The sequence below is a fragment of the Streptomyces sp. YIM S03343 genome, assembly GCF_054729195.1.
In genome coordinates this window covers 649,431-673,445 of sequence record NZ_JBPUKX010000002.1, presented here as the reverse complement: position 1 = coordinate 673,445, position 24,015 = coordinate 649,431, and the positions used below count along the sequence as shown (strand labels likewise).

At 72.6% G+C, this 24,015-nt stretch carries 21 protein-coding genes and 1 pseudogene; 12 read left to right on the top strand and 10 right to left on the bottom strand.

Going from position 1 to position 24,015, the window contains the following annotated elements; translation table 11 throughout:
* Nucleotides 1-152: 152 nt before the first annotated feature.
* On the bottom strand, nucleotides 153-956 hold the full coding sequence (locus ACSYGN_RS38755) for a VOC family protein (protein ID WP_460405104.1): 804 nt from the start codon (nucleotides 954-956) through the stop codon (nucleotides 153-155).
* A gap of 358 nt (nucleotides 957-1,314) precedes the next feature.
* Here ACSYGN_RS38755 and ACSYGN_RS38750 point away from each other — a divergent pair, with 358 nt between their 5' ends.
* The 3 genes and pseudogenes from ACSYGN_RS38750 (at nucleotide 1,315) to ACSYGN_RS38740 (ending at nucleotide 2,872) form a co-directional block, all read left to right on the top strand.
* On the top strand, nucleotides 1,315-1,740 hold the full coding sequence (locus tag ACSYGN_RS38750) for a MarR family winged helix-turn-helix transcriptional regulator (RefSeq protein WP_460405784.1): 426 nt from the start codon (nucleotides 1,315-1,317) through the stop codon (nucleotides 1,738-1,740).
* Between the two features lie 80 nt (nucleotides 1,741-1,820).
* Nucleotides 1,821-2,096, top strand: a pseudogene (locus ACSYGN_RS38745) (ABC transporter permease); the annotation flags it as partial.
* A gap of 248 nt (nucleotides 2,097-2,344) precedes the next feature.
* On the top strand, nucleotides 2,345-2,872 hold the full coding sequence (locus tag ACSYGN_RS38740) for a hypothetical protein (RefSeq protein ID WP_460405102.1): 528 nt from the start codon (nucleotides 2,345-2,347) through the stop codon (nucleotides 2,870-2,872).
* A gap of 46 nt (nucleotides 2,873-2,918) precedes the next feature.
* Here ACSYGN_RS38740 and hemC read toward each other — a convergent pair whose 3' ends face one another.
* From hemC to ACSYGN_RS38720, 4 genes are all read right to left on the bottom strand, one after another.
* Nucleotides 2,919-3,854: a hydroxymethylbilane synthase gene (gene hemC, locus ACSYGN_RS38735; RefSeq protein WP_460405100.1), complete on the bottom strand. Its 936-nt coding sequence runs from the start codon at nucleotides 3,852-3,854 to the stop codon at nucleotides 2,919-2,921.
* A 243-nt stretch (nucleotides 3,855-4,097) separates the two neighbouring features.
* Nucleotides 4,098-4,874: an NPP1 family protein gene (locus tag ACSYGN_RS38730; protein ID WP_460405098.1), complete on the bottom strand. Its 777-nt coding sequence runs from the start codon at nucleotides 4,872-4,874 to the stop codon at nucleotides 4,098-4,100.
* Nucleotides 4,875-5,040: 166 nt separating this feature from the next.
* The gene (locus ACSYGN_RS38725; protein ID WP_460405096.1) at nucleotides 5,041-5,997 is read right to left on the bottom strand and encodes an ATP-dependent DNA ligase; all 957 of its coding nucleotides are present in this window, start codon (nucleotides 5,995-5,997) and stop codon (nucleotides 5,041-5,043) included.
* Between the two features lie 231 nt (nucleotides 5,998-6,228).
* The gene (locus ACSYGN_RS38720) at nucleotides 6,229-7,737 is read right to left on the bottom strand and encodes an MFS transporter (RefSeq protein ID WP_460405094.1); all 1,509 of its coding nucleotides are present in this window, start codon (nucleotides 7,735-7,737) and stop codon (nucleotides 6,229-6,231) included.
* A gap of 375 nt (nucleotides 7,738-8,112) precedes the next feature.
* Between ACSYGN_RS38720 and ACSYGN_RS38715 the strand changes: the two genes are divergently transcribed.
* The 9 genes from ACSYGN_RS38715 to ACSYGN_RS38675 all read left to right on the top strand — a co-directional run bounded on the left by ACSYGN_RS38715 (nucleotide 8,113) and on the right by ACSYGN_RS38675 (nucleotide 15,920).
* Nucleotides 8,113-8,763, top strand: coding sequence for a TetR/AcrR family transcriptional regulator (locus ACSYGN_RS38715; RefSeq protein ID WP_460405092.1), 651 nt, complete (start codon nucleotides 8,113-8,115; stop codon nucleotides 8,761-8,763).
* A 165-nt stretch (nucleotides 8,764-8,928) separates the two neighbouring features.
* Nucleotides 8,929-9,579: a GntR family transcriptional regulator gene (locus ACSYGN_RS38710; protein WP_460405090.1), complete on the top strand. Its 651-nt coding sequence runs from the start codon at nucleotides 8,929-8,931 to the stop codon at nucleotides 9,577-9,579.
* Between the two features lie 79 nt (nucleotides 9,580-9,658).
* Nucleotides 9,659-10,411: a PIG-L deacetylase family protein gene (locus ACSYGN_RS38705; protein ID WP_460405088.1), complete on the top strand. Its 753-nt coding sequence runs from the start codon at nucleotides 9,659-9,661 to the stop codon at nucleotides 10,409-10,411.
* Nucleotides 10,408-11,157: a 4-carboxy-4-hydroxy-2-oxoadipate aldolase/oxaloacetate decarboxylase gene (locus ACSYGN_RS38700; RefSeq protein ID WP_460405086.1), complete on the top strand. Its 750-nt coding sequence runs from the start codon at nucleotides 10,408-10,410 to the stop codon at nucleotides 11,155-11,157. The genes ACSYGN_RS38705 and ACSYGN_RS38700 overlap by 4 nt, the downstream gene beginning before the upstream one ends.
* Nucleotides 11,154-12,299 (top strand): 4-oxalomesaconate tautomerase, encoded by a 1,146-nt coding sequence (locus ACSYGN_RS38695; RefSeq protein WP_460405084.1) that lies wholly within the window; start codon nucleotides 11,154-11,156, stop codon nucleotides 12,297-12,299. Before ACSYGN_RS38700 ends, ACSYGN_RS38695 begins: the two co-directional genes overlap by 4 nt.
* A gap of 78 nt (nucleotides 12,300-12,377) precedes the next feature.
* Nucleotides 12,378-13,631, top strand: a complete 1,254-nt coding sequence (locus tag ACSYGN_RS38690) for an MFS transporter (RefSeq protein ID WP_460405082.1) — start codon at nucleotides 12,378-12,380, stop codon at nucleotides 13,629-13,631.
* A 78-nt stretch (nucleotides 13,632-13,709) separates the two neighbouring features.
* On the top strand, nucleotides 13,710-13,838 hold the full coding sequence (locus ACSYGN_RS38685; protein WP_460405080.1) for a hypothetical protein: 129 nt from the start codon (nucleotides 13,710-13,712) through the stop codon (nucleotides 13,836-13,838).
* Between the two features lie 247 nt (nucleotides 13,839-14,085).
* Nucleotides 14,086-15,294, top strand: coding sequence for an L-2-hydroxyglutarate oxidase (gene lhgO, locus ACSYGN_RS38680; RefSeq protein ID WP_460405078.1), 1,209 nt, complete (start codon nucleotides 14,086-14,088; stop codon nucleotides 15,292-15,294).
* 14 nt (nucleotides 15,295-15,308) lie between these two features.
* On the top strand, nucleotides 15,309-15,920 hold the full coding sequence (locus ACSYGN_RS38675) for an Ldh family oxidoreductase (protein ID WP_460405076.1): 612 nt from the start codon (nucleotides 15,309-15,311) through the stop codon (nucleotides 15,918-15,920).
* A 43-nt stretch (nucleotides 15,921-15,963) separates the two neighbouring features.
* Here the strand turns inward: ACSYGN_RS38675 and ACSYGN_RS38670 are convergent, their stop codons facing one another.
* From ACSYGN_RS38670 to ACSYGN_RS38650, 5 genes are read right to left on the bottom strand one after another with little or no spacing between them, the layout of a single operon-like run.
* On the bottom strand, nucleotides 15,964-17,058 hold the full coding sequence (locus ACSYGN_RS38670) for a class I SAM-dependent methyltransferase (RefSeq protein WP_460405074.1): 1,095 nt from the start codon (nucleotides 17,056-17,058) through the stop codon (nucleotides 15,964-15,966).
* Nucleotides 17,055-18,263, bottom strand: a complete 1,209-nt coding sequence (locus tag ACSYGN_RS38665) for a glycosyltransferase (protein ID WP_460405072.1) — start codon at nucleotides 18,261-18,263, stop codon at nucleotides 17,055-17,057. The genes ACSYGN_RS38670 and ACSYGN_RS38665 overlap by 4 nt, the downstream gene beginning before the upstream one ends.
* Nucleotides 18,260-19,090 carry an alpha/beta fold hydrolase gene (locus ACSYGN_RS38660; protein ID WP_460405070.1) on the bottom strand — a complete coding sequence of 277 codons (831 nt, stop codon included), beginning with the start codon at nucleotides 19,088-19,090 and terminating at the stop codon, nucleotides 18,260-18,262. Before ACSYGN_RS38660 ends, ACSYGN_RS38665 begins: the two co-directional genes overlap by 4 nt.
* 3 nt (nucleotides 19,091-19,093) lie before the next feature.
* Entirely contained in the window at nucleotides 19,094-19,417 is a 324-nt protein-coding gene (locus ACSYGN_RS38655) for an acyl carrier protein (protein ID WP_460405068.1), read from the bottom strand.
* Nucleotides 19,414-24,006, bottom strand: a complete 4,593-nt coding sequence (locus ACSYGN_RS38650; protein ID WP_460405782.1) for a beta-ketoacyl synthase N-terminal-like domain-containing protein — start codon at nucleotides 24,004-24,006, stop codon at nucleotides 19,414-19,416. Before ACSYGN_RS38650 ends, ACSYGN_RS38655 begins: the two co-directional genes overlap by 4 nt.
* Between the last annotated feature and the right edge of the window lie 9 nt (nucleotides 24,007-24,015).

Below are 24,015 nucleotides of genomic sequence, written 5' to 3'. Positions count from 1 at the left end.
CGACGGCCCGGCCCGCGCCGGGGAGACGGCGCGGGCCGGAGGGAAACGCAAGGCCGGGTCGGCGGGGAAGACCGAGAAGGCCGGGAAAGCCGGGAAACCTGGCAAGCCCGGAAAGACCGGGAAGGCCGAGAGGAAGTGACTCCCGCCCGGCGTCAGCACACGTGGTGCGCCGTCACCGTGAACTGAGCGCCTTCGGGATCGCGCAGCACCGCTTCCTCGGCACCCTTGCTCAGCACGGTGCCGCCGTTCAGTTCGGCGGCCCGTGCGCAGGCCGCCACATCGGGCACCCGGAAGTGGATCTGCCAGTGCGGCCGGATCGACGGGTCCGGGGCCGCTTCGAGGGCCCCGGACTCGATACGCGCCACCGCCTGCCCGCGGCTGCGCAGCACGACCTCACCGCCCTCGTAGTCCACCTCGCAGCAGCCGGACTGCCCGGACGCCCAGTCGAGGATCTCGCCGTAGAAGATCGCCGAGTCGAAGGCGTCACGGGTGTGCAGTCTGATGAACGAGGGCGCGTGGCTGCGCCACAGCTCCCAGTCGGTGATCAGGCCGCCCTCCCAGATACCGAAGGTGGCGCCGTCCCGGTCGGCCAGCAGGGCCGCGCGTCCGGGCGGCAGGGAGATCGGGCCGACGGCCACGGTGCCGCCCCGCTCCCGGGCCCGTGACGCGGCCACATCCGCGCTGGGCACCGCGAAGTACGGGGTCCAGGCCACGGTCATCTGCCACATCGCCGCCACCCCGGCGATCCCCGCGACCGGCGCGCCGTCCAGCAGCGCGACCCGGAAATGCTCCCCGAGGGTGGCCTTGCGCCAGGTCCAGCCGAGCACTGCCCGGTAGAACTCCTCGGTCGCGTGCAGATCCCGGCTGGTCAGGCTCACCCAGCAGGGTGCGCCGAACACTGAGTGGGTGGTCACGACCTCCGCCGTACCGCCGGAGGGTGTGGTGTCAGGGTTCATGGCAGTCGCGTCCTGATCTCGTCGGCCGGTCCGCACCGGTCTTCTCCCAGTGTCCAACCGGATCCGGTCGGGGTGCCTGTCGAGTTTCCCTCCGGCACCGCGACGGACGCATGACACCAGGCCGGGGGCCGGGCGGACGATACGTGCCTTTGACCTTACCTTGACCGGTCGGCGGCGAAGTTACCTCTGTAACAGAGCTAATCTGGTGAGGGTGGACACCGAAACGATCACGATGGCTGAGGGTACCGCCCCGACCGACACGGCAGGCCCGAGCGACACGGCAGCAGACGCGAAAGCGGGCACGGCAGCGGACACGGCAGCGGACACGGCAGCCGACGCGGACGGCTTCGCCGAGGAACTGGCCGACGCCCTCGTCGCCGTCCAGCGGCTGATCCGGCGCCGGGTACGCAGCCAGATGCACATGCAGCCGCTGCGCGGCGCCGAGGTCGAACTGCTGCGGCTGGTCGAGACCCGCCCCGGCATCGGCATCTCGGACGCCGCGAAAGAGCTGTACCTGGCGGGCAACTCGGTGTCGACCCTGGTCAACCGGCTCGTCCGGGACGGCTATCTGCGCCGCGAGACCGACCCGGCCGACCGCAGGGTCGCCCGGCTGCTGCTGACCGGCGCCGCCGAGGACCGGCTGCGCGACTGGCGCCGGCTCCGCGCCGCCCTGGTGCGCCACGAGGTCGCCCGGCTCGGCGAGTCCGACCTCGGGGCGCTTCGCGCGGCCGTCCCGGCGCTGCGCCGACTTGCCGTCCAGTTGCACGAGGAGATCCCGGATTGACTTCCGGCCATCACCCGACCGGCCGAGCGGCAGTGAGCACCGCCACCGCGACCGCCGCCGCAGCAGCCACGGCCGCGGACGGCATCGTGCTCAACCGCGACCATCTCATGGGCTTTGGACAGGCGATCACCATGCCGCTGTTCTTCGCCTCCAACGCCCTGTATCCGGTGGCCATCATGCCGGGCTGGCTCCAGGCCGTCAGCAAGGCCAACCCGCTCAGCTGTCAGGTGGACGCCCTGCGCGGCCTTCTGCTGGGCACCCACGCCCATCTCGCGGCCGACTTCGGTGTTCTTGTGGTGGCCGCCTTGCTCGGGGTCGCCGCGGCCTCGTCGCTGCTGGGGCGGCTGGCCCGCTGATCTTGCCGGGGACGCGGCCGGGACTTGAGCGTGGACGCGACTGCCGACGTGACTGCGGACGGGCCGCGGACGTGATGTGCGGCACGCACCCAGGACCGGGTTTCGGGCCATGGCGGAGAGTTCTTCCTGCGCACGGCTTGATCACCGATCAAAGGGGGCGAAGTGCCAGGCCACAGCGCATTCCACTCATTTGACAGTGTGCAGAGCACACAGATAGGAAGCAGCAGTCAGAGGTCGAAGGGTGCATTGTGTACGAGCCGAACGTGGTCGGGGACTGGCAGGAGTACGACGAGCATGCCGGTCTGCGCGTCTGCGTCCACCGTCTCGAGACGGCGGAACCGCCGCGCGGACGGGACGACGCCGCCGCGGGGCTGACGTACTTCTGCGTCCGGGTGACCGTCGAGAACCGTGGCCCGCGGCACCTGAGCGTGCAGCTGGAGGACGGCCAGGTCGACGTGCGCGTCGGGCCCGACGGGGAGGGCGCCTTCATCGACTGGCGCAGCTCGCAGTTCATCGAGGGCTTCGACGTCTACCCGCTGCGCCGGGTCACCGCCGTTCTCTACGCGGCCGCCGCCGAGGCGAGCCTCGGCCAGGTGGACGTGCAGATCCAGCTGCGGGTCGAGGAGGAGTGGACCGGGCGCCGGCTGTGGACCGGCGGCATCGGAGTCAGCGAGGGGACCGCGGGCGCGGTCACCCCCGCCGGGGCAGCGGCGGGCGGGCTCGCCCACCAGATCAGCGCCTTCCTCAAGGACCAGGCGGAACCGGGCGCCTCCTGACCCGGATCGTGCCCGGGTGCCTCCCGCGCCCGGTCGGGCGGAGCCGTCAGTGCGGGATGCCGTCGATGATCTCCCGCGCCCCCTGGCGCAGCAGCGACACAGCGACCGAGGTGCCCAGCGTGGCGGGGTCCAGCCGTCCCGCCCACTCGTGGGCGTTCAGCCGGGTCTTGCCGTCCGGGGTGAACACACAGGCGCGCAGGGACAGTTCACCGGTGCGGTCGACGCGCGCGTACCCGGCGATGGGGCTGTTGCAGTGCCCCTGGAGGACATGCAGGAACATGCGCTCGGCGGTGGCCTCGCGGTAGGTGTCGGGGTCGCCGAGACCGCTGACCGCGTCGATCAGGTCGTCGTCGCCCTCCCGGCACTGGAGGGCGAGGATCCCGGCCCCGATCGGCGGCATCATCGTCTCCGGGGACAGGATGTCGCTGATCACGTCCTGCCGTCCGATGCGCTCCAGGCCGGACACCGCCAGCAGCAGCGCGTCCGCCTCACCGGCCGCGAGCTTCTCCAGCCGCCGGTTGGCGTTGCCGCGGAACGGCACGCACTCCAGATGCGGGTGGGTGGCGGCGAGTTGGGCGACACGGCGCACCGACGAGGTGCCGATACGGGTGCCCTGGGGGAGCCGGTCGAGGGTGAGGCCGCCAGGGTGTACCAGGGCGTCGCGGATGTCGTCGCGCTTCAGGAACGCGGCGAACACGGTGCCCGCCGGAAGCGGTCGGTCCGCGGGCACGTCCTTGACGCAGTGCACCGCGAGGTCCGCCTCACCGGCCAGCAGTGCGGCGTCCACCTCCTTGGTGAACGCGCCCTTGCCCTCGACCTCGGACAGATCGCCGAGCCACTTGTCGCCGGTCGTCCGCACCGGCACCACCGTGGTGCGCACATGGGGGTGGACCGCGGCCAACTCGGCGCGTACACGCTCCACTTGGGCCAGAGCCATGGGCGAGTCACGGGAGACGATACGGATCAGTTCCGGGACGGACATGCGGACACGATAGCGGTTCGGGAGGTGCGACCGTGCCGGTACCCGCACAGTGGGGCGAGAGGCTCGAGCGGGGCTTCAGACGCTCTGCTGCCGGCCTGTCGCCGGCCTGTCGCCGGTCTGCCGCCGGTCTGCTGTCGGCCTTCGACCGGCCCTCGGCGGGCCCTCGGCCGACGGGCCGCCACGCCGCTTCTCGCGGACGGTGCTCGCGAGAAGCGGCGGGACGGCCCAGAACCGTAGAGAACTTCAGGCGTTGGGGTCGAACGTGATGCCCGAAGGCTTCGCCAAGCTGAGATGACTGGCGAAGGCGCTGTCCTTGAGGCCGAAGTTGGCGCTGCCGAAGTCGTAGGCGCTCAGCTTGTCGCGCAGGCCCGCCGGGTAGCCGTTCCAGCCGACCAGCGGCGGGTACTGCCAGGTGTGCTTGTCGTTCTCCGGCGGCTCGTCGTTGGCGTTGGCCAGCCGGAAGCAGTGCGTGCGGATGCCGTCCTTGTGGTAGACGATCTTCGGGTGGCCGCCCTCGAAGCGGACCTCGGAGACCGGGTGCACGGTGAACGAGCCGTGGTTGGACGTCGAGACGTACTGGATCGTGTCGTTCTGCACCCACACCACGACATGCTCCCAGTCGTGCCGGTGACCGCCGAGACTGGTGCCGGGCAGCGCCTGGTCCTTCTCGAAGTACAGGCCGTAGATGTAGGCGCACCAGCCGTTGTTGCACTTGTAACGGGAGTAACTGTTGGTGTTGTCGAGGTCCGAGGCGTCGTGGCAGTTGCCGTTGAGGGCGCCGGTCGGCTTGAGGCCGCCGTTGATCGTGCCGTCGGGACCGATGGCCGGGCTGGAGTAGCAGCCGTCCGTGTCGTAGTCGAAAGCCGGCTGGTACGTCAGCTCCGCGGCCTCGGCGTTCTGCGGGAGCGCCGCGGGCGGGGCGGCGAACGCCACGGCGGGGAAGGCGACGACGAGGGCCGCGGCTCCCGCCAGGCCCGTGAGCCATCTCCTGCTGTGTGCCTTGAACTTCGGTGACGCCACTGCGTCCTCCTCATGGGCGCAGCCACAACGGCTGTGGGGGGTAGGGGCAGCTCAGCTTCCCTGCTTTACCCGTCCATGCCAATACTGCTCACGCGTCACCCTGATGAAGTCCCGCCGAACAGGAAGATCATGACGTCCCGTCAGAGCACGGTGCCTGTCCTCGGTATCAGGACAGTTCGTCCGGCAGGACGGCCGACGACTCCTCCGGCGTCAGGTCCCGGCGCAGCCGCAGCCAGGACGGCTGGCGGAGCAGTCCGCCGCGGGTACGGGTGCTGTAGGCGACCTCGCCGACCAGCCGGGGCTGCACCCAGTGGGCGCCGGACACCGCCGGTACCGGGTCGAAGGGGCAGCTGCCGCTCGCCGAGGCCCACAGCAGCCCGGCCAGCTCGGTGCGCTCGGCCTCGCTCCAGCCGGTGCCCACCCCGCCGACGTAGCGCAGCCGCCCGTCCGCCGCGCGCTGGCCCAGCAGCAGCGCCCCGGGCAGTCCCGTGAGCCGCCCCCGGCCGGCCAGCCAGCCGCCGACGATCACGTCCTCGGCGCGCTGGTTGCGGATCTTGATCCAGGCGTGGGATCGCACCCCCGGCTCGTACACCGAGTCCAGCCGCTTGCACACCAGCCCCTCCAGACCGTGCTCCCGGGTGGCCCGCAGGGCCTCGGCGCCATGGCCGACCAGTGCCGCCGGGGTCGACCAGTGCGGCCCGGCGAGGCCCAGCCCCTCCAGCGCCGTACGCCGTGCGCGGTACGGCAGGGCGAGCAGCGGGTGCTCCAGGTACGGGACGTCGAAGAGGACCAGATGGACGGGGATCTGCGCGGCCCGGCGCGCGGCGAGCCCGGGGGAGTGGGCGAGACCCATACGGCTCTGGAGGAGCTGGAAGTCGGCGCGGCCTTGGTCGTCCACGGCGAGGATCTCGCCGTCCAGGATCGCGGGGGTGGTGCCCAGGGCGCCGCCCAGCGGGCGGAGTTCGGGGTAGGCGGCGGTGATGTCCGCACCGGAACGGGCGCGCAGCAGGACGTTGCCGTCGCCGGGCAGATAGACCGTCGCGCGCTGGCCGTCCTGCTTGGTCTCGTAGGCCCAGCGTTCGTCCTGCGCCGCGGGCGGCAGGGTGCCCGGGGTGGCGAGCATGGGCGGGATCAGGGGCAGAGCCGGTAGCGGGGCCGGTGGTGGGGCGGGTGGCGGGGTCACGGCTGAAGTTCTCGACCGCTCCCGGCCCCGTCACGCGCCTCACGGCGCGGGTTCGCCCGGACGGGGGTGCCGGGGCGGGGGCGCGGATGCCGTGGAGACGGCGGTCCTACGACCCCGCGGTCGGCCGGCGTTCCAGGTCCCGCCCGGACCCGGAACGCCGGCCGGACGGATTCAGCGCGCCGTGGACCGTCCCGCAGCCGACCCGGCCGCCGCGGTCTCCGCCCCGGTCTCATCGGAGGCCGCCGCACCCGGTACGGCCCCCGCCGCGCCGCGTGCCGGGATGAAGGACGCCAGCACGAAGGCGAGCAGGGCGGCGCCCGATCCGAGCGCCATGACGACCTTGAAGCCGTTCTTCGAGGGCAGTGCGTAGCCGCCGAGGTTCATGGTCATATGGGCCAGGATCACGCCCGCCACGGCACTGGCCACCGAGGTGCCGATGGACCGCATGAGGGTGTTCAGGCTGTTGGCGGCGGCCGTCTCGGAGGGGTCGACGGCGCCCATGATCAGTGCGGGCATGGCGCCGTAGGCGAAGCCGACGCCCGCGCCGATGACGCAGGACACCAGGACCAGGTGCCACACCTCGGACATCAGCACGATGTTGAGGCCGTACCCGGCCGCCACGATCACGGCGCCGGTCATCAGCGTGATCTTGGGGCCCTTGCTGCGGGTGATGACGGCGGAGACCGGGGCGAATGCCATCATGACCAGGCCCTGCGGGGCCATCACCAGACCCGCGGAGAGCATGGACCTGCCGAGGCCGAAGCCGGTCTGGGCGGGGAGCTGGAGGAGCTGCGGCAGCACCAGGGCCATCGCGAACATCGAGAAGCCGAACGCTATCGAGGCGAGGTTGGTGAACAGCACCTGGCGGCGGGCCGTGGTGCGCAGGTCCACCAGCGGGTTCGACACCCGCAGTTCGAAGAAGCCCCAGGCGGTCAGGACGACCACGGCGACGGCGAACAGGCCGAGCGTGGTGGCGCTGGTCCAGCCCCAGTCGGCGCCCTTGGAGACCGCGAGCAGCAGGGAGACCAGACCGACGGCCACGCCGAGGGCACCGGGCAGGTCGAAGCGGCCGCCGGTGCGGACCGCGGACTCGGGCACGAACGCCAGGATCGCCGCGAAGGCCACGACGCCGAGCGCGGCGGAGGTCCAGAACAGCATGTGCCAGTCGTAGTGGTCGGCGATGAAGGCTGCCGCCGGCAGACCGAGGGCGCCGCCGACACCGAGGGAGGCGCTCATCAGGGCGGTGGAACCGGCGAGCCTCTCCACCGGCAGTTCGTCGCGCATGATGCTGATGCCGAGCGGCACCGTGGCGGCCGCGAGGCCCTGGAGCGTACGTCCGGCGATCATCGGGACCAGGGTGTCGCTGAACGCGCACACCACCGACCCGGCGACCAGCAGCACCACGCTGGCCAGCAGCAGCCTGCGCTTGCCGAACATGTCGCCGAGCCGCCCCGCGACCGGTGTGACCACGGCCGCGGCCAGCAGGGTCGCGGTGACCGCCCACGCCGAGTCGGACGCGGACGCGCCCAGGTACTTGGGCAGCTCCGGGACGATCGGGATGACCAGCGTCTGCATGAGCGAGACGACGATCCCGGCCAGGGCCAGCACCGCCACCACGGCGTTCGGCCGCGGCGGGGCGGTGCCCGCGGCGACGGCGGGTCGGGCAACAGCGTCGGACATGGCAGGGCCTCCGGGAGGTGGGGGTGGGTGCGGGGTCGAGGACCGGAGTCGCGGGGTTCACGCCGGACACTCGGGAAGACGCTCCCACTTTTAAGTCAGTTGCTTGACTTATCATAAAGCCTCGTGCGAGTGGCCCGTGCGCGGGCCGCTGCCCCGCACCGGGCCCGCACTGGGATCGCGCAGTCGGCGGCGGTGATCCGTACGCCCCGGTGATCCGGACGATCACACCGGTGATCCAGGCGATCATCGGGACTCGTGAGGGCCGTAGGCTCGGACGACGACGGACCTCGCCGCCCCGGACGAGGCGACCGCGGCGGTTGCTGGGACTGGCCGCCGCGGCGCGGTGCGTACACAGTCCCGGGTGCGGTGGTGGTGATGACGGGCAGGACGGCACGGGCCGTACAGGCCGGTGCGACGCGGGAGCTGATCCTGGGCGCCGCGGAACGGCTCTTCGCCGAGCGCGGGGTGCACGCGGTGTCCAACCGGCAGGTCAGCGAGGCCGCCGGACAGGGCAACAACGCCGCCGTGGGCTACCACTTCGGAACCAAGGCCGACCTGGTCCGCGCCATCATGCGCAAGCACGCCACCCCGATCGAGGAGATCCGCGCCCGGCTGGTGGCGCAGGCCGGCGACTCGGCCGACGTACGGGTCTGGGTGGACTGTCTGGTACGTCCCGTCACCGAGCATCTGGGCGGGCTGGACGGCCCCACCTGGTACGCGCGCTTCTGCGCCCAGGTGATGACCGACCCGGCGATGCACGAGATCATGATGGAGGAGTCCCTGACGTCCCCCACCCTGCGTCTGGCCCTCGACGGGCTGAACCGGCGGCTGTCCGGGTTGCCCCCCGAGGTCCGTGCCGAACGCGGCGCCATGGCTCGGGAGTTGATCCTGCACACCTGCGCCGAACGGGAACGCGCCCTCGCCGAGGGCGCCCCGACCCCCCGGGCCACCTGGCACGACGCGGCGACCGGCCTCGTGGACGCCCTCATCGGCCTGTGGCTGGCCCCGGTGACCCGCACCTCCTGAACCGGCCGCGCCTTGCCCCTCTTGTCTTCAGGGAGATCCCTGAAGACAAGGGATCTCCCCGACTCCCTTCTCTCCCGAGCCGCCAGAACTCGATGCGGACAAAATTGTTGACAATCTTGTTTGGCTAGATTTACGTTCGACAGGCACTCACTCAGGGAGGGCGCGATGCCTCAGGAAGCCCGTCCGAGCACCGGGGAGCAGGCCAAGCAGCATGCGCTGACGCAGCTGCGGCAGGCGATCCTGCGCGGCGAGATGGCTCCGGCGCAGCGGCTGGTCGAGAACGAACTCGCCGAGCAGTTCGGTGTGACCCGGGCCAGCATCCGGGCGGCGCTGATCGATCTGGAGGCGCAGGGACTGGTCGAGCGGATCCGCAACCGCGGTTCGCGGGTGCGGCTGGTGACCGTGGAGGAGGCGGTCGCCATCACGGAGTGCCGCATGGTCCTGGAGGGACTGTGCGCGGCGAAGGCCGCCGTCGCCGCCAGCGACGAGCAGCTGACCGAACTCGCCGATCTCGGGGCGGCCATGACCAAGGCCGTCGCCGACGGCGAGCCGGTGCCGTACTCCGAGCTCAACCACACCCTGCACGACCGGATCCGGGAGATCTCCGGCCAGCAGACCGCCGTCCAGCTACTGGACCGACTGAACGCCCAACTGGTCCGGCACCGCTTCCAGTTGGCGCTGCGCCCGGGGCGTCCGCAGCACTCCCTGAACGAGCATCTGGCGATGATCGAGGCGATCAGGGCCAGGGACCCGCAGGCGGCCGAGGCGGCCGTCCGCGCCCATCTCGCCGGTGTGATCGAGGCGTTGCGCGACTGACGCGCGCGCCAAGGGCGAAACACGCCCTGGAGGCGCACCGGGGCGGGCGCGTTCACCTGTCCATCAAGGAGATCGATCCATGACCGATGCCGACGCGCCCGCCACCCCACCACGATCGACCCTCGTCATCACCGCGCATGCCGGGGACTTCGTGTGGCGGGCGGGGGGTGCCATCGCCCTGGCCGCCGCTCGCGGAGAGCAGGTCACCATCGCCTGTCTGACCTTCGGCGAGCGGGGCGAGTCCGCCAAGGCGTGGCGCGAGGGCAGGACGCTCGACGAGATCAAGGCACTGCGCCGTGACGAGGCCGAGCGCGCCGCAGCCACCCTCGGCGCCGGAATCCGCTTCTTCGACGCCGGCGACTATCCGCTCACCGCCACCGCCGACCTCACGGACCGGCTCGTCGCCCTCTACCGGGAGACACAGCCCGACGTCGTCCTGACCCACCCCGCCGAGGACCCGTACAACGGCGACCACCCGGCCGCCCACCGCATGGCCCTCCAGGCCCGGGTGCTGGCGCAGGCCATCGGCTACCCGGGCGAGGGCGAGATCATCGGCGCCCCGCCGGTCTTCTGTTTCGAGCCCCACCAGCCCGAGATGAGCGGCTTCCGCCCCGAAGTGCTGCTCGACATCACCGAGGTGTGGGACACCAAGCGCAAGGCCATGGAGTGCCTCGGTGCCCAGCAGCACCTGTGGGACTACTACACCGACCTCGCCGTACGCCGCGGGGTGCAGCTCAAGCGCAACGCGGGCCCGAACCTGGGCCTTTCGCACCGCACGATGGCCGAGGCGTACATGCGCCCCTTCCCGCAGATCGCGAAGGAGCTGGCATGAGCGGCGTGATCGTCACCAACCCGCCGAAGGCCGCCCCCGAGGATGTCGAGGCGCTCGCGGCGTTCGGGGTCGCCACCGTCAGCGAGGCCATGGGCCGCACCGGACTGCTGGGCCCGGAGATCCGCCCCGTGCAGCAGGGGATCCGGGTCGCAGGGACAGCCGTGACCGTGCTCAGCTGGCCCGGCGACAACCTGATGATCCACGCCGCCGTGGAGCAGTGCGGTGCGGGCGACGTCCTCGTCGTCACCACCACCTCGCCGTCCACCGACGGGATGTTCGGGGAGCTGTTCGCCACCGCCCTCCAGCGGCGCGGCGTACGGGGCCTGGTCATCAACGCAGGCATCCGCGACACACAGGAGCTGCGCGAGATGGGCTTCGCCGCCTGGGCGCGGGCCGTCTCCGCACAGGGCACCGTCAAGGCCACCGGCGGCTCGGTCAATGTGCCGGTCGCCGTCGGGGGACAGGTCGTCCGCCCCGGAGACGTGATCGTCGCCGACGACGACGGCGTGGTCGTCGTACCGAGAGAGCGCGCCCGTGCCACGGGCGAGGCGTCCAGAGCCCGTGAGGCCAAGGAGGCCCGCTCCCGGGCCGCGTTCCTGGACGGCGAACTGGGCCTGGACCGCTACGGGTTGCGCGACACCCTGAAGCGGCTCGGAGTCGAGTACCGCACCTACGAGGAGCACCACGAGGAGTCCCACGCGGAGTCCTCCGAGGTGTACGCGGCACGCCCGGGGGAGCGGTCGTGAACCGTGGCTCTGACGGGGTGCCCTGTCTGCTGATGCGGGGCGGTACCTCCAAGGGCGCCTACTTCCTCGCCGGGGATCTCCCTGCCGACCCCGCCGCCCGCGACGAACTGCTGCTGCGCGTCATGGGCAGCCCCGACGAACGCCAGATCGACGGGCTGGGCGGCGCGCATCCGCTCACCAGCAAGGTGGCCGTCGTGTCGCCGTCCGCCGGTCCCGACGCCGACGTGGACTATCTGTTCCTCCAAGTCGCCGTCGACCGACCCGAGGTGAGCGACCGTCAGAGCTGCGGCAACATCCTCGCCGGTGTCGGGCCGTTCGCCGTCGAGCGCGGCCTGGTAGCAGCGGGGCAGGAGCGGACCTCCGTCCGCATCCGCATGGTCAACAGCGGCGACCTCGCCACCGCCACCTTCCCGACCCCGGGCGGCCGGGTCGAGTACGCCGGGGACACCGAGATCGCCGGCGTCCCCGGCACCGCCGCCGCGGTGCTGATCGAGTTCCCGCCGGGCAGCGCCCCGCTGCTGCCCACCGGACACGTCCGCGACGAGATCGACGGGGTGCCCGTCACCTGCGTCGACAACGGCATGCCGACCGTGCTGATCGCCGCCGCCGACCTCGAGGTCACCGGTCACGAGCCACCCCGCGAGCTGGAGGAGGACACCGCCCTCGCCGAACGGCTGCGCAACCTCCGCCTCGCGGCAGGGCGGTTGATGGGGCTGGGGGACGTCACCGGCACCACCGTGCCCAAGCTCACCCTGCTCGCCCCGCCCCGCCACGGCGGAGCCGTCACCACCCGTACCTTCATCCCGGTCCGCTGCCACACCTCGATCGGCGTGCTCGGCGCGGCCTCGGTGGCCGCCGGTCTGCGGATCGACGGTGGTGTCGGCAGCGCCCTCGCCGAACTGCCCGGCACCGGCGACCGGATCCGTATCGAACATCCCACGGGATTCCTCGACATCGACAGCAGCCTCGGCACCGCCGCCGACGGCCTGCCCGTCGCCCGCCGTACCGCCGTGGTCCGTACGGCCCGCAAGATCCTCGACGGCACCGTGTTCCCCCGTGCCGTCTGGGGCACCCCCTGCCCGCAGAGCGTGGGGGAGGCTCCGACTCCCGCACCCGCACTGCCCCTTGGAGGCCCACGATGACCCCGCCGCTCGGCCCCCTCCCTGCCCGCCCGCGGAGGCAGACTGGCCGCGCTGGTCGTCGGCCTGTGCTGGCTGGCGGTGCTCTTCGACGGCCTCGACATGTTCGTCTACGGCTCGGTCCTGCCGCACATGCTGGCGACCAAAGCCCTCGGGATCACCCCGGACCAGGCCGGTGACCTGGGCAGTTATGCCACCTTCGGCATGCTGGTCGGCGCCCTGACCGCGGGAACCGTCGCGGACCGGATCGGCCGCAAGAAGCTGATGGTGGCCTGTGTGACGCTGTTCTCGCTGGCGTCCGGCGTGTGCGCGGTCGCCGGCAGCGTCACCGTCTTCGGCCTCGGCCGTACCCTGGCCGGAGTCGGCCTCGGCGGACTGCTGCCCACCGCGATCAGCATGGTCTCCGACTACGCCAGGGGCGGCCGCGGCGCCCTCACCATCGGCGCCCTGATGACCGCCCACCACGCGGGCGGCATCCTCTCCGCCTACGTCGCCAAGTGGCTCGTAGAACCCGTCGGCTGGCGCGCCGCCTTCTGGGTCTGCGTGGCCCCGCTGCTGTTCGCGCCCGTGCTCGCCAAGGTCACGCCCGAGTCGCTGAGCTTCCTGGTCGCCAAGGGTCGTACCGAGCAGGCACGCGCCCTCGCCGAGCGCTACGAGGTCGAACTCCCCGCCGCCGCAGGGAAGAAGACGGCCGCCGACCGCTGGGACGCCCTGCTGGACCTGTTCCGCCGCGGCGAGTGGGTGCAGACCCTGCTGTACTGGCTGGCGTCCTTCGGCGGACTGCTCCTCGTCTACGGCGTCGCCACCTGGCTGCCCACCCTGATGCGCACCGAGGGCTACCAGCTCGCCAACGCCCTCACCTTCGTCGTCGTGTTCAACCTCGGCGGCATCGTGGGCATGCTGGTCGCCGGGCGCGCCGCCGACCGGTTCGGCGCCCCGCGGATCTCCGCCCTCTGGTTCGCGCTCACCGCCGCGGGTGTCTTCCTGCTCGGCGTCCACCTGCCGATGGGCGTGACCACCCTCGTCGTCTTCCTCACCGGCGTCTTCCTCAACAGCGCCCAGACGATGATCTACGCGACCGTCGCCCTGCGCTCCACCCCGGACAATCGCGCCACCTCCGTCGGCTGGACCTCCGGCACGGGCCGCTTCGGCGCCGTCCTCGGGCCCTGGCTCGGCGGGCAGTTGCTCGCCTCGGGCAACGGCGACCGGGGCTTCGCCGCCTTCGCGCTGGCCGGTGTCTCCTCGATGCTCTTCATCGGCCTGGCCGCCCTGCGCTCCGCCCGCCGCCCCATCCCTACCGCCACCCCGCAGGATCTCCTGACCACCGCCCATTGAACGGGCGGCCCAGACCACCGACCGGGCACGACCCACCACTGACTCCACCGTCCGCCCGGTCTCCGTGACATCGAGGACATGGCTGTCTGCCCGTCCCGCGGCTTCGCCGACGTGGCGTCCCGGCCGCTGCTGGGCGCCGAGGACCAGCACCTTGAGCTGGTCCTGGTGGAGACCGCCGCACGCTACTGCCGGGGCAACGAGTTCTGACGGCCGGGTCGGTGAGCACCGGCCCGGCGGGCGCTCACAGCACCTCGGCCAACGTCACCGTGCGCTCGGTCACGGAGTCAACGCCACGACCTGCGGCTGGGACGTCCATGTGCCCTTCGGCGGGTTTCGCGACTCCGGCACCGGCTAGAAGGAGCAGGGCGACGAAGCGCTGCGCTTCTCCACCCGGGTGAAGACGGTCGCCGTCCATTTCGGGTCCTGAACGGACCGTGCGGAAAGGAGTACTCGGATGGCTGACGAGACCATCGGCATCGTCGGCGCGGGGATCGTGGGGCTGGCTGTCGGCCGTGAGATCGCTCTGCGCCGTCCCGGCACCAGGATCGTGGTGTTCGAGAAGGAGCGGGCGGTGGCCCGGCACCAGACCGGCCACAACTCGGGCGTCGTGCACGCGGGCATCTACTACACCCCGGGCAGCCTCAAGGCCGACCTGTGCGTGCGCGGTGTCGCCCTGCTGCGTGAGTACTGCCAGGACCGCGGGCTGCCGTACCGCGAGCTCGGCAAGATGGTCGTCGCGGTGCGCGAGGACGAACTCGGCCGGATGAACGCCCTGTACGAGCGCGCCCGCACCAACCATGTGCCGGACCTGAAGAAGATCTCCTCGGCAGCCATCAAGGAACTCGAACCGCATGTCGGCGGCCTCGCCGCCCTGCACTCGCCGCGCACCGCCATCACCGACTACCCGGTGATCGCCCGGGAGTTCGCCAGGGACATCACCGACTCGGGCGGCGAGGTGCGCCTGGACTTCCCCGTGACCGGGGTCGCCGGGGTGCCTGACGGCGTCGAAGTGGTGTCGGGCGAGGAACGCGTCCGTGTCGACCGGCTGATCCTGTGTGCGGGCCTGCACTCCGACACCGTCGCGAAGCTCGCCCAGGACCGGCCGGAACCGCGGATCGTCCCGTTCCGGGGCGAGTACATGCTGCTCCGCCCCGAGCACACGGACCTTGTACGCGGCCTCATCTATCCGGTGCCCGACCCGCGTTACCCCTTCCTCGGCGTCCACTTCACGCCCCGCGTCGACGGCTCCGTCGAGGTCGGTCCCAACGCGGTGCTGGCCCTGGCCCGCGAGGGTTACCGGCGCTCCCGTGTCGCGCCGCGGGACCTGCTCGGCCTCGCTGCCTACCCCGGCGCCTGGCGGATGGCGGCCCGGCACTGGCGCACCGGCGTGCGCGAGTACCGCGGCTCGTTCTCGGTGGCGGCCTTCATGAGGGACGCGGCCCTGTACGTGCCCGGCATCGGCGCACGGGACGTGGTGCGCGGCGGGGCGGGGGTCCGCGCCCAGGCGCTGGACCGTGACGGCACCCTCGTCGACGACTTCCGCATCCACCGCGTCGGCCGGATCACCGCCGTGCGCAATGCGCCGTCCCCGGCCGCGACCGCCTCCATGGCGATCGCCGAGCACATCGTGGACGCAGTCCTCGACGACCGCACGGACGGCTGACCCTCGGACGGGAAGTGCCCTGCGTACAGGGCACTTCCGCGCAGCAACAGCTTGCGCTCCGGAGCATCCGGCGTCCCCGCGCAGTCCCGGTCCGCGGCCCCGGCCGCCGCCGTGCTCGACGCCGACCGTGCCCCGGGCCCGGTCGCCCTGAGCGCCGCCGCCGACGAGGCCGTGCGCCGCGCCCGGGACACCGGGACCGCCGCCGTGGGTGTACGGCGGACCGTACCGGCGCCATCGGCTGCTACGTCTCACGCGTCGCCGAAGCCCGCCTGCTCGGCATCCTCACCAGCACGCTGGTCGGGGCGCCCATCCTCAACGCCTTCCACTCCGACGACCCGGCGGGCCTCAGGCACCGGCAGAACGCCCTGCTCATCGCCTTCGACCCGCAGGCGTTCGGCGGCGCCGACGGCTTCACCGCAGCGGTGGACGCCACCCTGGGCACACTGAAGTCGCTGCCCGTCGCGGACGGCGCGGACGGGGTCCACCTTCCCGGCGAGCGCAGTGCCGCCGTCGCCGAGCGGCGGTCGGCCCGGGGGATCCCGGTCGCGCCGAAGGTCTGGCGTGACCTGACCGGGCATGCGGAGCGGCTGGGCGTGCCGCTGCCACAGCCGGTGGCGGCGGGGTGAGCGACCGCGGGGGCGGCAACCGGCGCCCCGGCGGCCCCGCCCGTCACTCCCTGCGGGCCGCGATCCGGTAGGCGTTGGACACGCCGAGCCGGTGCGACACGGGCCGGACGGCGAACCGGTCGAGCAGGGTGGCCGTGATCAGGGCCGGGACCCCCGTCAGCAGCGTCGCCGTGCGCAGCGCCCGCCGGACCGCGCCGGGCGGCTCGGGCAGCCACGGCACGTCGTCGCGCGGGGCGGTGTGGTCCAGGGCCAGCCATACGGCGGCGAGCAGATCGACCGGGTCGTGCGGCCCGGCGTGCTGCTCGGCGACCACCGTGAAGCCCAGGTCGGTGAGGCGTGTCCGCAGATTGGCGACTGGCACGAAGTGCAGGTGCTGCGGCTGGAGCCAGGGCAGCCACCAGCGGCCCAGCAGTCGGGCGTAACGGCTCTCCGGGTCGGGGACCTCGATCAGCAGATGCCCGCCGGGCCGTACCGCCTGCCACGCGGCGCGCAGTTCACGGTCGGGCTCGGTGGAGTGCTCCAGATAGTGGAACATGCTCACCACGTCGTAGTGGCCGTCGAGTTGGGGCGCCAGGTCCGGGAAGCTGCCCCGGTAGCCGTGCTCGACCCGCCCTTCCCGCTCGGCGATCTCGGCGCCGTCGGTGAAGTCGAGGCCGTCGAAGGCCGTGCCGGGCAGGACGTCGCGTGCGGCCTCGCAGAAGTGGCCGTGGCCGGTGCCGACGTCGAGCCAGTTCTTCGGGGTGGGATCGTGCGCCAGCAGGGACTCGGCGCGCTGCCGGTACATCTTGCCGCGGCCGCCGAAGGTGTCGCCGAGCTTCTTCTCCCCGAGGCCGTCGTAGAAGTCGCGGTAGTAGAACTCCAGCCCCGACACGTTGAGTTGTGGGTTCTGGAAGGTGTGCCCGCAGTCCTGGCAGCGGTCGAGCACAAAGCGGCCCGGCTTGTGCTGGAGGAGGTCGGTGGTGCGCAGCCGGGTGGTCAGCCGGTCCGAGTGGCACCAGGGGCAGGCGGTGCGGCGGGGTGCGAAGAAGCGCTCCGTGCCGTCGGCCAGGTCGGCCTGGTAGACGGGCCGCAACCCGGCTACCAGAGCGGCGTGTTCGGCTTTCGCGTCCTTCTTCTCGGGCTGTGCCTCGTCGCTCATCTGGCCTCCTCGGGGGCCGTGCCCCTGGCGAGTTCTTCGAGTTCGGCCGCCGCGGCATCGGCGCCCCCGGCGGCGCGGAACGCCGTACGGACGCGGTCGGCGGCGGCGCCGTAGGCGGGCTCGTGCAGCACCGAGTCGAGGGCGGCGCCCAGCACGGCTGCGGTGACCCGGCCGAACCGCACCCGGATCCCGGCTCCGGAGCCGGTGACCTGGGAGGCGATCGCCGGCTGGTCGTCGCGGATGGGGGCCACGACCAGCGGGACGCCGTGCCACAGCGCCTCGCACACCGTGTTGTGCCCGGCGTGGCAGACCACCGCGTCCATCCGCTCCAGCAGCGGGAGTTGGGGCACGGACGCCACGATCAGCAGGTCCTTGTCCCCATCCGGGGTTTGGCCGCCGGCCGTCAGACTGCCGCCCGGGTCGACGATCACCGACTGCACCCGGTCGGCCCGCTCGCGCAGCGCCCGCGCGCACTCGGCGAGGAAACGCCCGCCGACACCGATGTTCGCCGTACCGAGGCTGACCAGCACCTTCTTCCGCCCCGTGTCCAGCCACTCCCAGGGAAAACCGGCGCCCGCAGGCCGGTCGCCGATCGACGGGCCGACCCACCGGATGCTCTCGCCCGACCGGCCCGAGGGACCGACCAGTTCGGGGGTGCTGAAGGCGAGCGTCAGATACGGCGAGAACCGCGGGTCACCGGAGGCCGCCGGATCACCGATCCGGGTGCGCAACGCCGCGAGCCGGCTGTGCAGCCATTCGGCGACCTTGGGGATCCCGTCGTAGGCGTCGCCGAACTCGGCGGAGGTGGTCGCGGAGGTCGCCCAGGGCAGCCCCAGCCGTTCCGCGACCAGCGCCCCGGCGAACGCCTGCTGGTCCGCCACGACCACCGAGGGCCGGAACTCCTCGACGACCGCGGCCACTCCGGGGGCCATCGCCTCGGCGAGCGGCACCAAGTACCACTCCCACAGGAACTTCAGCGCCTCCGGGCCGCGCAGCTCGGCGGGCCGGTCGGCGCCGTCCGCCGCCGGAGTCGGTCCGGCGCACGGGAACACCGTCGCCTCCTCGCCCGCCAGTCGTCGCAGCAGCGCGGGGTCGGGGCACACCCACGCCACCCGGTGTCCGCCCGCCGTGAGCCGGGCGGCCACTCCGACGGCCGGGTTGATGTGCCCCACCAGCGGCGGTACGACGAACAGGAACCCGCTCACCGGGCCTCGGCCCCGGCCAGCGCGGCCCCGCCCGAGGAGTGGGACGAGTGGATCAGCGACAGGATGTGCCCGCCGACCGTCCCCGACGCCTCCACCAGCACCGAATGCTCGTGCCCCGGTACCACCACCGACCGGAAGTCCGGCAGCAGCGTCTCCTTGAGGGGCTTCAGCTCCACCAGATCCGAGTCACCGCCGTAGATCCCCAGCACCGGGCAGCGCACCGCGCGGATCTGATCCTCCGTCAGTACCCGGCTGGACGGGATGTCCCGGCCCAGCGTGGTCTCTCGGGCGAGCCGGGCGGCGCCCTTGGCGAGCCGGGCGGTGTTGTGGCCGCGGTGGGCGGTGATCCAGGCGATGGCGTCGTGTTCGTTGTGCGCCAGCTCCCGCACCACCCGGTCCAGGATGCCGCGCAGCTTCGCCGCCCACTGCCCTGTGGCGGGCTCCGACTCGATCAGCGTGAGGCTCGCCGTGCGCCCCGGATGGCGGGCCGCGAACCCGAACGCGATCGTCCCGCCGTAGGAGTTGCCGACGAGATGCACCGGCCCATGGATGTTGAGCCGGTCGAGCATCGCCTCCAGGTCGTCGATGTTGTGGTCCAGCGTGTATCCGCTCGGCGGGCGCTCGCTGCGGCCGTGGCCGCGCAGGTCGTACATGACGACGTCCAGGCCGGTGGCCGCGAACGCCGGTGCCACGGTGAAGTAGTAACTGGCCAGGCTGTCGGTGAGCAGCCCGTGCACCAGCACCACCGTGGCGAGCGGGGTACGGCCGTCGCGCGGCCCCATTCTCTGGACGTGCAGCCGGAGTTCACCGGTGTCGACGGTCGCCATGGGTCAGTTCGCCTCCGCCGCCTTCAGACTGACCACGACGTACTCGACGAGCCGTCCGACGGTCAGCTCGATGATCTCGTCGAACTCCATCCCGGCCAGGAACTCCGCGAAGTTGACCTGGCCGCCGTAGCGCTCCTCCAGCAGCCCGGACAGGGTGACCAGGTCGATGCTCTCCAGCTCCAGGTCCCGGTTGAAGGTGGTCTCCATACCGATCTCGACGTCGTCGGCACCGTACTCGTCGAGGATCTTCAGCAGCATGCCCGTGAGGTCCGTGAGGACGGACTCCTCGTCGGCGGGCGGCCGGGGAGTGAGGGGGGTCGGATTCATCGGGGGGTGTCCTCCTCGTGGTCGGGCCCCGTGGTCCAGGCCACGACGTACTGTCTGGCCGGCAGCGCGGGCGGGTTGCTGGTCCGTTCGCAGTGCACGGTGTACGCGGCGGCCAGGCGCCCCGACACCACAAGCCGGGAGCCGTCCGCGTCGGCCTCGGTCACCGTGAAGTCCCGTGGCCTGCCGTCGAATCCGGTGCCCTCCGCCTTGGCGACCGCCTCCTTGGCGGCCCAGAACCGGGCGAACCACAGGTCCGCGCCGTCGGCCCCGGCGGGCGCGCACAGGTCCGCCAGCAGCCGCAATTCACCGGCGCCGAGCGCGGCGGCCCGGGTCTCGGGGGTACGTACGACGACCTCCTCGATGTCGATCCCCGGACGGGCGGCGGCAGTTGCGGGCCGTACGATCGCCACACCCGCCTCTGCGCGATGCGCCAGGGACACCGTCAGCGGGGGCAGGGTCCGCCCGTGCAGGCCGGTGACGTACGGGCGGCCCGCCTCGTCGTTGTGCACCCGGATCTCCGCCGGGAACACCGGCCCCTCGCCGTGCTCCCAGAGCCACCGCCGCACCGCGTCCTTCACCGCGATCCGGCCCAGCAGCCACTGCCGGCGCCCGCGCGGCGGATGCTCCGCGTACTGCGAACGCTCAGCTCCGCTCAGCGAGTTGCGCATGATCAGCTCACGGGAGGCGAGATCCGGCCACCGCTCGTGCAGCAGCGTCCAGCCACCCGGCCGGGGTGCCGAGAGGGTGTTGCGCTCGGGGAAGCGCTCCACCGGCCGGGTGGTCGGGTCGTTGTCGAAGCGGCGGTCCTGCCAGCCGGCCAGTTCCGCCCACACCTCGCCCGCCACCACGAGCTGTACATCGGCCTCCAGGACGGTGTCGGTGAGCGTGGTGATCCGCACCAGGCACTCGACGTCCGTGCCGGGCGCCGGGTGCGGCCCGTAGAAGCGCATCTCGCGCATCTGCACGGGGAACACCACGGTCCGCTCGGTCCTGGTCGCCATGATCCAGTAGCCCAGGATCTGGCCGACGTTGTCGAGCAGCGCGCCCGGTGCGGGCGGGGTGGTGATCACGCCGCGCACATGCCGGTCGCCGATCGCAGTGAGCTCGGTGACGCCCTGGAAGCGCGGGCCGTGGAACATCCAGCGCTCGCCGTACAGTTGGGCAGCGGTGTGCTCGGGCCTGCGTTCGTCCTCCGGGCCGGGCGGCCGTCGGACGGGGCGTACGGCGGGGTAGGCGGTCGCGAGTTCCACCGTGCCGCGCGCCCGGGGACCGAACGACACGGCGAGTCGGTCCGGGCCGTCCGGCACGGCGGTGACCGTGACGTCCACCGACGGGGTCGCCGTCAGCCACTCCTCGAACCGGGCCCCGTGCACGGCCACCGGCACCCTGCCGGGCGCCGCCTCGCGGGCCGCCTCCATCAGGTGGTGCACGATCGTCGTCGCGGGCACCACCGGCCACCGGTCGGCGACATCGGGCCAGCCGGGCCGCTGGGGGAAGAAGCAGTGGTCGAGGAGATAGGGCATGGTGTCGGGGGAGACACGGACCACCTTCCGCCAGGGGCCGCTCGGGCCGCTCGGGCGGGGCGCGACCGGCGGGGACTGCGGTGACTGCGGGGCGACCGGTGCTGCCGCCCGCGCGGTGCGGAGTGGCGCGGGGGCCCGGGTGGACGCCGTCAGCAGCGCCGCCGCCGTGTCCGCGGTGTCGCGCAGCAGCGCGTCCAGCTCGGCGGCGGCCGGGAAACGGGTCGTGAGCGCGTCGAGGGGCGAGCGGCCTGTGGTGAGGGGCGCTCGTACGACGGTGGGGCGGGCGCTCAGCTCGGCCCGCAGGCCGGTCAGCGCCTCCGGGGCCAGGGAGACCAGCGCCCCGCCGAGATCGAGCCGCACCGGTGCGCGCCGGGCGGGTGAGGCGGCCGACGGACGGGCCGCGGTGGGGGTGCTGACCGGCTCCGCCGCCACCTTCGCGCCCGCCGTCCACAGTGCGGTCGCCACCCGGCGCAGCTGCGCCAGCCCGCCGCGATGGGGTGAGTTGGCCGGTACGACGAGATGGTCGCGCTCCCCGAGGGTGTCCCCGATCAGCGACCCGAGCTGCCCCGGGCCGACCTGCACGTACGCCCGGTGCCCGACCGCGTACATCGCCTCCGTCAACTGCCGGAAGCGGACCGGCTCCAGCAGATGCCGTACGAACAACTCCCGTACCTCGGCCTCCCCTTCGGGGAAGGGCGCCGCCGTCGTCCCAGACCACACCGGAACGCCGGGCGGGTGCAGCCGGAACCGCTGCGCCGCCGCCTCGATGGGGGCCAGGTAGGGCCCGAGCATCGGGGTGTGGAAGCCGGAGCGGAACGGCAGCACCTGACTGAGCACACCCCGGGCGCGGAACGCCCGTACAAAGGACTCGACGGCCGTCTCAGGACCGCACACCATCGACTGGCCGGGCGCGTTGTCGTGCGAGAGCACGATGCCGCTCTCCCGCCACTCCGTCTCGCCCAGAGCGGCCAGCACCCGTTCCGCCGGCGCGCCGATCGCCCCGAAGACCAGACCCGGCACGGACACCGAGTCCGGGTCGAAGGCCGCCATGAAGGCGTCGACCTCGTCCCCGGCGTACAGCCCGGCCACCGTCATCGCCGTCCACTCGCCGACGCTGTGCCCGGCGACCGCGTCCGGGACGACACCCATCCGGCGCAGCGCCCGGTCGAGGAGACGGCCGACCGCGACGACCTCGAAACCGTGACGGCCGACGTCTTCGATCCGGGACCGGTCGTTCTCGGCAGGCTCTCGGGGCTCTCGGGGCTGTTGGGGCTGTTGGGGCTGCCCGGCCGGGCCGGGCAGCCCGAAGTGTGCCGCGATGTCGTCGACCTGCGGGGCGAACTCGCCCTCCAGACCGGGGAAGACGAACGCCAGCTTCCCGCCGTCGGATCCGAGCAGCGGCCCCGGCCGGAACCAGACGTCATTACGGCCCTGCCAGCCGCGGCCCTTGGCGACCGCGCGCCGGGCGAGCGCGAGCCGTTTCGCCGTAGGCCCGACGATACCGAGCCGCGCCGGGCCTGCGCCGGGATACGGGCGGGACGGGTCGAGACCGGCGGCGAGTACGGTGCTGTCGTCTGCGTCGAGCACGGCGGCCAGTCGTTCGGGTGTCTCGGCGGCGAGGAGCAGGACGGGTTCGGGTTCCGCTACGGAGGCAGGGCCAGAGGGCCTCTTGGTGCGGACCGGTGCCCGGCCCGGTGCCTCCTCCAGCACCACATGCGCGTTGATCCCGCCGAACCCGAAGGCGTTCACGGCGGCCCGGCGCACCGGCCGTTCGGGCGTGGTCTCCCAGTCGGCCGCCTTCTCCAGCGGCCGGAACCGCGTGCGGGCCAGGCCGGGATGCGGATCGTCGCAATGCAGCGTCGGCAGCAGGGTGCCGTGATGGACGGCCAGCGCGGCCTTGACCAGCCCGGCGACCCCGGCGGCGGGCATGGTGTGACCGATCATCGACTTGACCGAGCCGATCACCGCACGCGGCCCGCTGTCGCCGCCGAACACCTGGGTCAACGTGGCGAGTTCGGCCCCGTCACCGGCCGGTGTCGCCGTGCCGTGCGCCTCCAGCAGACCGAGCGAACCGGGCTCGGCGGGATCGAGACCGGCCGCCTCCCAGGCCATCCGTACCGCCCTGGCCTGCCCGCCGGGATCGGGGCTGACCAGGCTCGCCGCACGCCCGTCGCCCGCGACTCCGGTGCCGCGGATCACCGCGTACACCCGGTCGCCGTCGCGCTCGGCGTCGGCCAGCCGCTTGAGGACGACGACGCCGGTGCCCTCGCCGATGAGGATGCCGTCGGCCGCCCGGTGGAAGGGGCGGATGCGCTGGCTGGGGGAGAGGGCGCGCAGTTGGGAGAAGACGCTCCACAGGGTGATGTCGTGGCAGTGGTGCACGCCTCCGGCGAGCATCATGTCGCAGCGCCCGGCCGCGAGTTCGCCCACAGCCTGGTCCACGGCGACCAGCGACGAGGCGCACGCCGCGTCCACCGTGTAGGCCGGGCCGCGCAGATCGAGCCGGTTGGCGACCCGGGAGGCGGCCAGATTGGGCACCAGACCGATGGCCGCCTCGGGGCTGTCGGGTCCGAGGCGCTCGGTGAACGCCTGCTGCACCGAGTCGAGTTGATTGTTCGTCAATTCGGGCAGCAGCTCGCCCAGCGTGCGCACGAGCTGGTGCGCGGTGCGGACCCGCTGGTCCAGCCGGACCAGCCCGGGGGTGAGATAGCCGCCCCGGCCCAGCACGACACCGACCCGCTGCCGGTCGGGCAGCCGGTCCGTGCCGCCCGCGTCGGCGAGCGCCGCCTCGGCGACATGCAGGGCGATGAGCTGGTCGGGCTCGGTGCCGGACACCGAGTTCGGCATGATGCCGAACCGGGTGACCTCCACCTCGGCCAGCTCGTCCACGAACCCGCCCCGGCGGCAGTACACCTGGTCCGGGACTGCCGGTCCGGAGGCGGCGCCGGGACAGTAGTAGTCCGAGTCCCAGCGCCCGGCCGGCACCTCGCCGATCGCGTCCACGCCGTCCCGCAGATTCCGCCAGTACGCGCCGAGGTCCGGGGCGCCCGGGAACAGCACCGCCATGCCGACGAT

Bases quoted from the DNA above. Each gene is read 5' to 3' on its own strand.
- ACSYGN_RS38755 (WP_460405104.1), bottom strand. From the start codon at position 956: ATGAACCCTGACACCACACCCTCCGGCGGTACGGCGGAGGTCGTGACC.
- hemC (WP_460405100.1), bottom strand. From the start codon at position 3,854: ATGTCCGTCCCGGAACTGATCCGTATCGTCTCCCGTGACTCGCCCATG.
- ACSYGN_RS38725 (WP_460405096.1), bottom strand. From the start codon at position 5,997: ATGCTCGCCACCCCGGGCACCCTGCCGCCCGCGGCGCAGGACGAACGC.
- ACSYGN_RS38720 (WP_460405094.1), bottom strand. From the start codon at position 7,737: ATGTCCGACGCTGTTGCCCGACCCGCCGTCGCCGCGGGCACCGCCCCG.
- ACSYGN_RS38715 (WP_460405092.1), top strand. From the start codon at position 8,113: ATGACGGGCAGGACGGCACGGGCCGTACAGGCCGGTGCGACGCGGGAG.
- ACSYGN_RS38710 (WP_460405090.1), top strand. From the start codon at position 8,929: ATGCCTCAGGAAGCCCGTCCGAGCACCGGGGAGCAGGCCAAGCAGCAT.
- ACSYGN_RS38705 (WP_460405088.1), top strand. From the start codon at position 9,659: ATGACCGATGCCGACGCGCCCGCCACCCCACCACGATCGACCCTCGTC.
- ACSYGN_RS38700 (WP_460405086.1), top strand. From the start codon at position 10,408: ATGAGCGGCGTGATCGTCACCAACCCGCCGAAGGCCGCCCCCGAGGAT.
- ACSYGN_RS38685 (WP_460405080.1), top strand. From the start codon at position 13,710: ATGGCTGTCTGCCCGTCCCGCGGCTTCGCCGACGTGGCGTCCCGGCCG.
- lhgO (WP_460405078.1), top strand. From the start codon at position 14,086: ATGGCTGACGAGACCATCGGCATCGTCGGCGCGGGGATCGTGGGGCTG.
- ACSYGN_RS38670 (WP_460405074.1), bottom strand. From the start codon at position 17,058: ATGAGCGACGAGGCACAGCCCGAGAAGAAGGACGCGAAAGCCGAACAC.
- ACSYGN_RS38660 (WP_460405070.1), bottom strand. From the start codon at position 19,090: ATGGCGACCGTCGACACCGGTGAACTCCGGCTGCACGTCCAGAGAATG.
- ACSYGN_RS38655 (WP_460405068.1), bottom strand. From the start codon at position 19,417: ATGAATCCGACCCCCCTCACTCCCCGGCCGCCCGCCGACGAGGAGTCC.
- ACSYGN_RS38650 (WP_460405782.1), bottom strand. From the start codon at position 24,006: ATGGCGGTGCTGTTCCCGGGCGCCCCGGACCTCGGCGCGTACTGGCGG.